The 11305-nt window shown below is 40.3% G+C and carries 8 protein-coding genes and 1 riboswitch; of the genes, 5 read left to right on the top strand and 3 right to left on the bottom strand.

Annotated features, from left to right (window positions below):
- Positions 1 to 199 precede the first annotated feature (199 nt).
- Positions 200 to 4891 (top strand): WxL domain-containing protein, encoded by a 4692-nt coding sequence (locus IGL37_RS12905; RefSeq protein WP_033918128.1) that lies wholly within the window; start codon positions 200 to 202, stop codon positions 4889 to 4891.
- A gap of 190 nt (positions 4892 to 5081) precedes the next feature.
- On the opposite strand, the gene pepG1 is transcribed toward IGL37_RS12905, so the two are convergent.
- Together pepG1 and IGL37_RS12895 are read right to left on the bottom strand one after the other, a co-directional pair.
- Positions 5082 to 5225, bottom strand: coding sequence for a type I toxin-antitoxin system toxin PepG1 (pepG1, locus tag IGL37_RS12900; protein ID WP_002389461.1), 144 nt, complete (start codon positions 5223 to 5225; stop codon positions 5082 to 5084).
- A 334-nt stretch (positions 5226 to 5559) separates the two neighbouring features.
- Entirely contained in the window at positions 5560 to 7176 is a 1617-nt protein-coding gene (locus IGL37_RS12895; RefSeq protein ID WP_002372620.1) for a phosphatase PAP2/LCP family protein, read from the bottom strand.
- A 91-nt stretch (positions 7177 to 7267) separates the two neighbouring features.
- Positions 7268 to 7434, bottom strand: a riboswitch (M-box (ykoK) riboswitch).
- 426 nt (positions 7435 to 7860) lie between these two features.
- On the opposite strand from IGL37_RS12895, the gene IGL37_RS12890 reads away from it, so the two are divergent.
- On the top strand, positions 7861 to 8499 hold the full coding sequence (locus IGL37_RS12890; protein WP_002378863.1) for a lytic polysaccharide monooxygenase: 639 nt from the start codon (positions 7861 to 7863) through the stop codon (positions 8497 to 8499).
- Positions 8500 to 8762: 263 nt separating this feature from the next.
- Here the strand turns inward: IGL37_RS12890 and IGL37_RS12885 are convergent, their stop codons facing one another.
- Positions 8763 to 9755, bottom strand: coding sequence for a biotin--[acetyl-CoA-carboxylase] ligase (locus tag IGL37_RS12885; RefSeq protein WP_010817727.1), 993 nt, complete (start codon positions 9753 to 9755; stop codon positions 8763 to 8765).
- Between the two features lie 138 nt (positions 9756 to 9893).
- On the opposite strand from IGL37_RS12885, the gene IGL37_RS12880 reads away from it, so the two are divergent.
- The 3 genes from IGL37_RS12880 (at position 9894) to IGL37_RS12870 (ending at position 11085) form a co-directional block, all read left to right on the top strand.
- Positions 9894 to 10109, top strand: coding sequence for a zinc ribbon domain-containing protein (locus IGL37_RS12880; RefSeq protein ID WP_002354768.1), 216 nt, complete (start codon positions 9894 to 9896; stop codon positions 10107 to 10109).
- A gap of 404 nt (positions 10110 to 10513) precedes the next feature.
- Entirely contained in the window at positions 10514 to 10744 is a 231-nt protein-coding gene (gene mazE / locus IGL37_RS12875; RefSeq protein WP_002354773.1) for a type II toxin-antitoxin system PemI/MazE family antitoxin, read from the top strand.
- A complete protein-coding gene (locus tag IGL37_RS12870; RefSeq protein WP_002354774.1) occupies positions 10744 to 11085 on the top strand; it encodes a type II toxin-antitoxin system PemK/MazF family toxin in 342 nt (113 codons plus the stop codon). Before mazE ends, IGL37_RS12870 begins: the two co-directional genes overlap by 1 nt.
- The last annotated feature ends 220 nt before the right edge of the window (positions 11086 to 11305 follow it).

Genomic DNA, 11305 nt, shown 5'->3' with positions numbered 1-11305 from the left:
TGATTATCAAGCACTTTTTCGGTGAAAAAGTGCTCTTCCGCCTTGGTATAATAGGAATCATTGGAAAAGTCACTTAGCTGTAGCAAAATTTAAAATTTCAAGGCCGCCTTTTTTTGATAGAATAATGGAGAAAATTAAAAGGTTTACATATAACAATTAACAATTAACAATAAAACCAATACATAAAAAGGAGAATAGCATGAATCAAAAATGGCAAAAGTTACTTACAACCGCCTTGTGTTGTTCCTTATTGATAAGTTCACTCAATGGCATCTCAGTATTCGCCGAAACAATGGTTGTTGAAAATGAAACAACCACTGAAACGGGCGAAACAACGGCAAGTGAGGATACCGCTACAAGCGACTCATCGTTAAACGCTAGTCAAGAAAATGAAACAGCCAACACAGTTGCGTCATCAGAACCAACCACAGAACCAGAGACATCAGAATTACCTCAAAAGATGATAGAAGAGCCGCAACTACCATCGGCAGAGGACCAGACTGAAGCAACAGCCGATACAACGACAGCGGCTGTTGAAGCGACTCATGAGGAGCCGACAAAGCGAGAAAATCGTGCAGTTAAAACGGCTGATATTCCTGAGAAAACCTATAAAATGGCCTTTATTGATGAAAATGGGTTGTTTATTGATCCTGCTAAAGTGACGTTCACAGCCGATGTCACGAAAGTAGAAAGAAAATCAGGTACTCAGACAAAGGTGGGAACCATTACAACTAGTAATCTAGGGAATTTCAAGATGTTGACGGTGCCGAAAGTTACACTTCCTGATGATGATGCCACAGAGGACTACGGTTTTTCGGGACTAACCAATCACAAAATTACGTTGCCAGGGCAATATGCTACCCCCAAGACAACGCCTAATAATTTTTATAAAGGACCAGACACGACAACCTTTCCTTTGGCTGTTTCCCGTCAAGTAACTATAGCTACTGGCAAGGATTTTAGTACATACACAACAGGGGAACGTTTTAATATGTTTACTACGGCAACGCCTAAGCAATTTAATTTGCGAACAACTTTTTGGACCGCTGATCCTCAAAAAGTCCAATTTTCTTCTGCTTACAATATGGCCACGACTTCAGGTGAAAATACTTATTTTATAACCGATGATACGATTTATTATTATGTACCCAATAGACGAGTTAGTATTTATTATAATGACATGACATCGACAGTTTTGCCAACCTATCCGACAGGCTATAATGCAGCCCTTTCGAAAACGGTGGTTGAGTCAGACAATTTTCACTATAAAGCCCCAAAAGCATTTCCAAAAACCTATTCTTCTGGGAATCGTCACTTCCAGTTTAAAGGGTGGTATAAAGGATCCGCTCGACCAGATCCTAAAGCCGTTAAGTTGGAAACCACATTGACACCAGAATTTGATGTTACTTACGATGGTAAAGACAATGTGTATGTTTTTTATGAGGAATTAGAAGAAAAGACAACGACAATCCCGGAAATCACTTATAGTTTTGGGTTTGTAGATGAAAAAGGCGCATTAATAGCGCCAGCGAATTTCGGGATGCAGACTAATTTAACATCGATCATGAACGGAATAGCGAAACAAGTAGGAACAGCAACAGGTGTTAATAGTGGGAATCTGAAAAAATTAACCATTCCTAGTCAACAATTAACCTACACGAAAACGATAAATCCTGCCTTTTATGGTAGTACTAATTTTCGCTTAACAATCCCTAAACAATACAAACCACCAACAGTAACACCTGGGCCTCATTATACAGGCTCCAGTACAGCTTATCCTGTTGCAACAAAAAGAAGGCGTTTTGTGGACAGTACGCTAGCTGACGTGCGGGTGGAGACAGATGGCAAATATTATAGTTTATATCCTACAACGACAGCCAATCAGTATCGACTGTACTACACTTATTGGATAGAGGATACGACCAAAACGAGATTTGATTCTATTTTGACTAGTACAAATACAGAAGTAAGTGTGCCAAATTACTATACAACCGATGATACGATGTATTATTTCTTAGAAAATCGGCGCATCACTGAAAATTTTGTAGATGAGAATGGTACGAAGATTACAGCACCGACAGGATTTACTCAGGGAAAGCAAACAGTCATTGACAGCGACACCTACCATTTTAAATTGGCGCAAGAATTACCTTATAGTTACTACGCGAATGACAAAGCCTATCGTTTTAAAGGCTGGTATAAAGGGAAAACGCAACCTCAAAATTTACAAACCACACGAGCGCCGGAATATGATGCCTCCTATGATGATAATGATGATTTAACAATTATATATGAAGAAATTAAATATGGCGGCAATACCGTGCAGTTTGGGTTTGTTGGAGAAAGTGGGCAATTACTCAATCCTGCTGACTTTAAAGTCACCACAGAGGTAGTTCAGATTATCGATGGCGTTAGCACGGTTTTAGATAATATTTCGGCAACGGATCAAACAGGAAACTTAAAAGCCATGACAATTCCACAAAAACAGTACACGTTGACGAATAGCTCGAACTTTTATGGTACAAGGAACTCGTTTATTGAGATTCCTAAATACTATAAGAACCTTTCGTTTCAAAAACCTTCTGGGTATCAAGGACAAGAGTATCCATTAGCAGGACGAGTAGAAAGGACTTTTTCTGGCAATCCTTATACAGAAGGCGCAAATCCTGTATATTTCACAGTAACGAAGAGTCAGAACCAACGTTATAAAATCCGTGAAATATACTGGAATGATAATCCTGAAAACCTTTTCTCAAATTTATATAAAACAACACTTATAAGAAATGATAATTCGTTAGCTGGCGTGGAAATGTTTCCTGAAAGCACGTTATATTACTATCTTGTTAATCGCCGTGTAACTGAAAATTTTGTGGATGCATCTGGAACGAAAATTACGCCGCCAACTGGGTTCACACAAGGGAAACAAACAATCATTGATAAGGATAATTTTACATTTACTCAGGCAGGTACGTTGCCTTTTATGTACAAAGTCAATAATCGGCCTTATGTCTTAAAAGGCTGGTATAAAGGCAAAGAAAAACCAGACAAACTAAATGAAATCACCAGAACAAATCGAAATATTAGTTATCCAGTGACTTATGATGACCAAGATGATATCACTATAGTATATGATGAATTTAAGACGGAAGACAAAACGATTAATTTTGGTTTTATCAATGAGACGGGTGACTATGTAGCACCAAGTAATTTCAATATCCGCACAGATATGTCTCAGGTAGTGGGTGGTTTACAAAGCAAGTTGCAAACTATTACCGCGTTACCAACTGGTGATTTTCTACAGTTAAAGCTTCCAGCTGTCAATATTGTGGGAAGTTTTACGTCGGATGAAGAGCTTTATGGAACACGTAATAGCATCGTGACAATTCCTAAGTATTATAAAACGCCGACTATAACCCCGTCGAGTAAATATAATGGTCCGAATTATTCTGGGGTTACGGGAATAATTGCGTATCATAATACGAAAAATAGTGCAGAATTTACTGAAAATCGTTTACAAGTGACACCAATTGTGGGGTCTCAAACGGATTACCGGTTTCCTGAAGTAGGGTGGCAAGGGGAAACCACTCGAACAACCTTCTCTTCTCTTTATAAAATGGATTATAATAGTACAGTGAGCGGGGTGACTGCTCACACAGAAATATACGCAACAGGGACAGTAAATTACTATTTAGAAAATCGGCGCATCACTGAAAATTTTGTAGATGAGAATGGTACGAAGATTACAGCACCGACAGGATTTACGCAAGGAAATCAGCTGGTAATGAACAGTGAAACGTATAAATATACCGCTGCAAAAGCGTTGCCGAAAACTTACCAAGTCGGAGAAAAAACCTATGTATTCAAAGGCTGGTACAAAGGGAAAGAAACAACAACACCTTTAAAAACAACAACAACACCAAGCTTTACTCCAACATTTGATGATAATGACGACATGACCGCTGTGTATCAAGAAGCGGTTCCTACAGCAGAATTAACGGTAAAAGGTTCCGCTGACATAGTCGAAAATGGCACGACAATGGATCACTGGGAAGTGCTATTAAAAAATACGGGAGAAGCCCCGTTGACGACCATTAAAATCAAACCAACGGCGACATGGGCCGCTGGCATCAGCCCGCCCAATACTATTTTTGTGTTAGGTACAGGGCAGAATGCTAAGGCCTATCCAGTTACGAAAGAACAGTGGGCAGCAGGTTTTTCTCTGCCATTAAATACGCCCTTACCAGCAGGCGGACAGTTACAAATGAACTTATTAGGAACCGCCGTTATAGGAAATCCTGGTCAAGTTTTAACCGCTGAAGTTGAAGTAACGGGCAACTTTGGCAGCTTAATCGCCAAAGATACGGTCCGTATTAAAGACCTAGACCAAGAAATAACTAATCCTGACGGCGACGGCTTCATTAGTACGCCAACATTTGATTTTGGCAAATTAGCGATTTCAGGAAGTAAGCAACAATATGGTTTGAAAAAAGCCGCTGATTACTACGACAACGGCACACGCAATCCCTATTTACGCCTGAATACTAGCCAAGACAACTGGAGCTTAACGGCGCAACTGTCGCAACCAAAATCAGCGACAGACAGACTGCCGACAACGACCCGCTTGTTGCTAGGAACGGCCGCTGCTGCCAGCTTTACCGATTACAACCAATCAACAGAAACCAAGACACCGCTTGGCAAGACTGGCACCGTGAATTTAACCGCCGACAATACCGCAACAGCGGTGGTCGCGAACCAACAGTTCACAGGTAGTGACGTCTATCAGTTGGACTTCACGTTTGCTAACATCAAACTAGAAGTGCCCGCCAATCAAGGCATGTCTGGCCAACAATACCAAGCCGCCGTCACTTGGAATTTAGTGACTGGCCCATAAAAATAAAAATGCCCGAGCCTCTTATTTTTCTAAGGCTCGGGCATTTTTATTGATGGTCTTTTGAGGGTCGTTGTGCTATAATGGTGATGAAAAGAGAGGTATGCGCCAACATACCTCTCTAGTGTAGAGCCGTTTAAGACGGTGACCTTTTTAGTTACAAAAAATAACCGTACTCAGTCAAAGTAGACGGTTATTTTTTCTTGTCATTTTTAAGCAATTTCACAATCAGCGCAATCAAAGCAATGGTAAACATACCAAACCCAAGAATTGTCTGAATTGTTTCATATGCTGACAAAAGGCCTCTCCTTTCTCTAAATTTCGGAAATACGTGCATACGCATCACCTCACCGAAAGAGGAAAGTCTCTGCTCCTACGCTTCTCACTTTGTTGCGATTCTCGTCGCAAAGCGCATGTTCCTGTGCGCTTGCCTCCGCCATAACTTCTCTACACTTAGATTATACCATGTGAAACAAAAAAATAATTAGTTTCCAATATATTTTTTTAGGTAATTGTGCTATAATGGTAATGAAAAGAGAGCTATGCGCTAACATACCTCTCTGATGTAGAGCCGTTACTAACGGTGACAAAAATTAATATTTTTGAAATGACCGTCTAACTAGCCAAAGTAAGCAGCGCCCCTTAATGAAAGGGGCGCTGCTTTTTAGTCGTTATTGCGATTGTTCAGTGTCTTTCGTAGAGAGGTTCATTTGTTCTTTGATGGCATTTTCGACACGTTGGCGTTCACTCTCTTCCACAAGTTGATAAGAAATACCTTCAATCCCTGTCACGCCATCGCCAGTGTAATCGTAGCCTTTTAATTGATCGGTTTCAATCGTTTTTAGTGCGGGGGTGTATTTTTTTAGCATTGCCATCATTTGGTCAAAGGACAAGTCGGTTTCGCCATGCTCGCCGATTACGTCCAGAATTTCTTGATATTTTAGCAAGCTGTTAAAAGAAAGTAGCTTGTTGGTTAATTCGATTAAAACTTCTCGTTGGCGGCGTTGACGACCATAGTCGCCTTCGGGGTCTTCGTAACGCATGCGCGCATATTGTAAAGCTTCCCAGCCCCCTAAATGCTGTTTGCCTTTCGGATAATGAATCCCTTCAGCGTCAAAAGCAAAGGCATTGTCAACAGTGACGCCGCCCACCGCATCGCCAAGGTCCTTCATAGCATCCATATCAATTGAAAAGTAATGATTGATTGGGATGTGCAAGACATTTTCAACCGTTTTAATTTGCATATCGGCACCACCGAAAACGTGGGCCGCATTGATTTTATTGTATTCGCCATTGGTGCCAGCCATTTCCACATAGTAGTCACGCGGGATACTGGTGATGGTAGTTTTTTGTAATTGATTATTCACTGTAACCACCATTAAGGCGTTGGAGCGGTAATCGGTTTTGCGTTTTGAGTCATTCGCAATTCCCATAATTAAGAAACTAACCGGCTCACCTTTGGCTAAATCGGGACTCTTCGTGGAAGATTTTCTTGGTTTATACATGGTGTTCGCCGTTTTTTGCAAATTACGATACATGCTGACGCCGTAAGCCGAAACAGAAAGTGTGCCTAAAAATAAAAGGGTTAAACTGAAGACCACGAATAAACTTTTTCTTTTACGAGAATGGCGGCGCCGGCGTTGTGTCGGTACTTCTGCTTCCTCTGGTTCAGGTGCCGGCAAATAACGTTGAACAATTTGAAATGAAAAGTTGATCCAGCTATAACTTAGGAGCATCCCAGCGATGACATCACTAGGATAATGAACGCGTAAGATTAAGCGACCTAACACAATCAAAACTAAATAAGTGAGTAAGAAAATTTTGATGCCTTTGGTTTTTTCGACATGAAGATAGGCCAAAATGATCAAAATCGTACAGACCAGCGCCATTGCCAATAATGAATGTCCGCTGGGAAAGCTAGCAGAGCTCCGGTCAGCTAAAGCGCCTAGGTTTGGTCGAGCCCGACCCACCACATGTTTAAAAACGCTCCCTAAGAAGCCGACAGCTAATAGGTTACTGACAGCCCAAAAGGCTAGGATTTTTTCTTTTTTGCGTAAAAGATATACCATCAATAATAAGAAGAATAGCAGCATTGGTCCAATTGTGGCTGTTTTTGCTAACAGATTGACCGCTGTTAAAAGTGGTGCATTTAATTGCCATTTGATGTGATAGATAGCTTCGTCCATTTGTTGAAACCAATTTGGACTAGCCGCCACTAACAAAGTGAGGAAAGTAAAACCAAGCGTTGTTAGGGCATAAAGTGGAAATTTTTTATTCGATGTTTGCATGAGAATCCCTTTCTTTTTCCCTTGAAAGAGTAGACTAAGCCAGCATCGATCGTAAATAAGCGCTTGCGACTAAACAGGACACAGCAAGCCAATCGGTTCTCATCGTCTGAGCTTTAGCACTATCCAACGTAAAGATTTCTCTTAGCTATTTTTAGAAGAGCCTTAATTCGACCATTCCTGTTTTACACATTGGTGTCTTTCGACATTTCTGCGCAATAGCCTATGTTTGGATAGGAGCCTCACCTAACAAGGTTATTTTATCTAACGCTAGAAGTATAGAATTTATGCAGCGGTTCTCACAATGAAGTTTAAGAAAATTTATTGTTTTTTAAATAAATTTAAAGGTGTGGGGAAGTGAAGAAGTTAAAAAAACAGTACTTGAGCATTCTAAAAAAAGTGTACAAGGCTGTTCTCGGTTAACCGCTATAAATAGTTGGTGTTCAATAATGATAAATTAAAAAACAAACATTTTTTATAAGAGTGCTATAAGTTTTTCTCAGTAAAAAAGGCGGACAGTTGCTATTGAATTGCTAGTTCATTTAAAATAAATATGTCGACAATAATTGTGCACAAAGTTGATGGTCGCTATCGAAAAAGTAAAAATGATGTTGTGGAGATTTTACGTTTCAGTTGATTAAGATTACATGTTTTTTGAAGGGTTTTGCTTATAAGGGAGCGATATACATGAAAAAAATGATGTTATTCATAATTGCAGTGGGCGCAACGATGATCAGTGTTTTTGCTTTAGGAGATGCACAGCAGAGTTATGCACACGGCTATGTTGATAGCCCAGTCAGTCGAGTCAAAAATGCGGAAGCAAACGGATTTGGATGGGGACCTGGTCAAGACAGCTCACAGCCAGAAATTATCACGACACCCCAAGGAATTGAAGCGCCAACTAAATTATTAGACACGGGTCAATTAAATGGAAGGTTGCCTTCAGCTGGCTTAGCAAGCTATTCCAAACTAGATGAACAAACAGCCACTCGTTGGGTAAAAAGTAATATAACAACAGGAGAGAATAATTTTAAATGGGTGATGACGGCAAAACATAAGACCAATCGTTTTAGATACTATATGACGAAACCTGGATGGAATCCTAATGCACCATTAACGATGGACGAAATGGAATTGATTGGCATAGTAGGGCAACCAATCGGTCAAGATTTACCTCCTGGTCAAGGATTTATGGTCAATGATACAGAAACACACAGAATAAAGATTCCCGCTGATAGGAAAGGATACCATGTTATTTATGCCGTTTGGGATATCAATGACACGATTAATTCATTTTATCAAGCGATAGATGTTAATGTTCAATAATCAGGTATCAAGATAATGCGGCTGAGACAAAAGTGCTTAGCGCCAAGAACCAAGTAGGTTCTGTTCATCATCGAATCGCTACGTTCTTCGTGATTCTCAACACTTGGAAGGATTAAGATACGCCGAACGCTTGTGTGAGAAAGTCAATTTCGGCTTATTTCCGAAGAGGTTGCTTTTGTTCAGCTGATTATCTTCAGAAGTAGCAAGTGGGACATCAGTCAAAACGACTAATGTCCCACTTGCTTTTTTCTAAATTTCTCCACTTATCCTCGACGCCATTCACCAATCTGGTCCAAACTAATTTCCCCAGAAGACAACGTTTTGGCCGTGCCATCAGGCAACTGGACAATCAATTCTCCATTTCCATTAATGGTTGTCGCAACGCCGCGGAAGTCTTGCCCGTTTTGGGTAAAAGCGACGTCTTTGCCAATCACAAAGGAGCGTTGTCGGTATTCTTCTAAAAAGTCTTTCGTTGAACGTTCGTCTAAAATTTGATAAAAATGATTCCAAATGTTGGCGACTAATTCATTTCGCGTCGCCGTCGGTTCACCATCTGGGAAAAGAGAAGTCACTTTCTGCCGAATGTCCTCAGGAAATTCGGTTTCTGTAATTGAAAAATTAATCCCCATGCCGATGATGACATTGGAAATCTGCCCTGTTTCCACATTGCTCATGGCTTCCGACAAAATCCCGCAAACTTTTTTGCCATTTAAATAAAGGTCGTTGACCCATTTAATTTCTGTGTGAACGCCTGCCAGAGCATCCATTGCTCGAGCGACCGCTACGGCCATAATCACAGTATATTGGGCGATTTCTTCAAAATTTTGGTTCGGTTGAAGCACCATGCTCATGTAAATCCCTTTACCTGGCGTAGCGAAAAACGGCCGGCCGAACCTGCCCCGCGGCATTTCTTGCATGTCAGCAACAATCAATGTATTGTCGGGCGTCTGGTCTAAAATCGCCCGCTTAGCATCGGTCATGGTAGATTCAGATGTTTCTAGGACGGTAATTGTTAAAGGCGGTGTTTGTGACCATAACGCCAACTGAATGCCTTCTGCAGAAAGGACATCTGATTTTTCAAGGCGATACCCCTTATTTTGCACGCTAGTAATTTGATAGCCATCTTTTTTCAATTCATTAATTGCTTTCCAAATAGCTGTGCGAGATAAGGACAGACGTTGTGCCATCTCTTCGCCCGAAAGGAATGCGGGCGTTTGTTTCATCAATAAAGTTAGGACTTGGCTTTTTGTCGACATATTTTTTCCTCCGATTCGTTATGCTTATTGTAGCGGAAAGGAAAAGGCTTGGTCAACTAGTGAAAAAATCCATCTTAGGATGGAGGAAAATGAAGCAGGCGTTTGCTATACTTGTTTTATTGAGAAGGAGTGAGGGGAATGGAAAAGCAACAATATGTTTGTGAGAAATGTGGCAACATGCACTATGTGTCGGACCAATTTCAAGCAACAGGTGGGAACTTTGCGAAAATTTTTGATGTTCAAAATAAAAAATTTATTACAATTAGCTGTACCCAATGCGGCTACACCGAACTTTACCGCAGCCAAACAAGCGGCGGCATGAATGTCCTAGACTTTTTATTAGGTGGCGGTTAGTCAAAAACGAATGCATCTTTGCATTCGTTTTTTTGTGTGAATAGAAGATAGGGGAAAAGGAGGTCGGGCCAGAAGCGTTTAACTCCGAGAACCAAGTAGGTACGATGATTTCATCTGTTCATGCTTCACAGTGAAACATCGCAACTCTTAGAGCTGTAGCTCTTTTGAAGGCTGTACTGTGACGAGACGCATGTCGAGAAACACCTTAGAAGTTGTTGAGATCGGAGCAACGCGTAGTGTTGCTTCTGTTCCCGCCGTTTATCAGTTTTTGAGCGTGGAGCAAAAATCCAAAGTGATTTTTGTCCCACGTGCATTATATAGTAAACTCAGTCACATTAAGTGTGATTTAAAATTCTTTCCATCATTGCAAAGGCATAGTATAATGAAGCGAAGGGAGTGATTTCATGCTAACAACTAAATCAAGAAGACAAGGAAGCTCGGTCGTTTTAACTTTACCCACTGATAATGGTAAAAAACCAAAAGTCGACCAAGAATATATTGTGATGTATTCTGACGACGGTACAATTACATTAGTCCCTAAAATTCAGGATCCATTTAGTGAAGGCCCAGAAGGTGAGTATTATGAAAAAGATGAGTGGCATGATCTTGCACCTGAGGGGAGAGAACTTTTTTAATGAACGTTGAAAAGAAGTACATTCCCAAAAAAGGAGATATTGTATGGATTGATTTTGATCCTGCTGCAGGTAAAGAAATTCAGAAGAGACGCCCTGGTTTAGTAGTGTCAAGATATGAATTTAATCGGAAAACCATGTTTGCTGTGATTTGCCCGATTACTTCCACCATTAAAAATATTCCCACTCGATATACGTTGCCCGATGACATAGAAACCCAAGGACAAGTAGTGATCTCACAACTGAAATCTTTGGACTTCACTGAAAGAAAATTAAGTCAAATTGAGCATTTGCCATTAAAAGATATGGCGAAAATTGACCAAATAATTGAATATATTTTCTAGTTGTTGAAAAAATGCGTAATTATTTATTACGCATTTTTTCATTAAAACCCTTTACAAAAAAACTCCTTTTTATGAAAAAGAAAACCTTAAAGAAACCCTTGACTTTTCTAGACAAAGGTAGTAGAATCTATAGAGCAAAAACTATCTGAAAGTGACGAAGCAGGAGCGAAATATTGTCCGTTCCGGTTTTTTATAGGAAAACAAAAGTAGAAACGCCAGA

The organism is Enterococcus sp. AZ119 (assembly GCF_050546175.1).
Lineage (GTDB): Bacteria > Bacillota > Bacilli > Lactobacillales > Enterococcaceae > Enterococcus > Enterococcus faecalis.
This window is presented reverse-complemented; position numbering and strand designations above follow the sequence as displayed.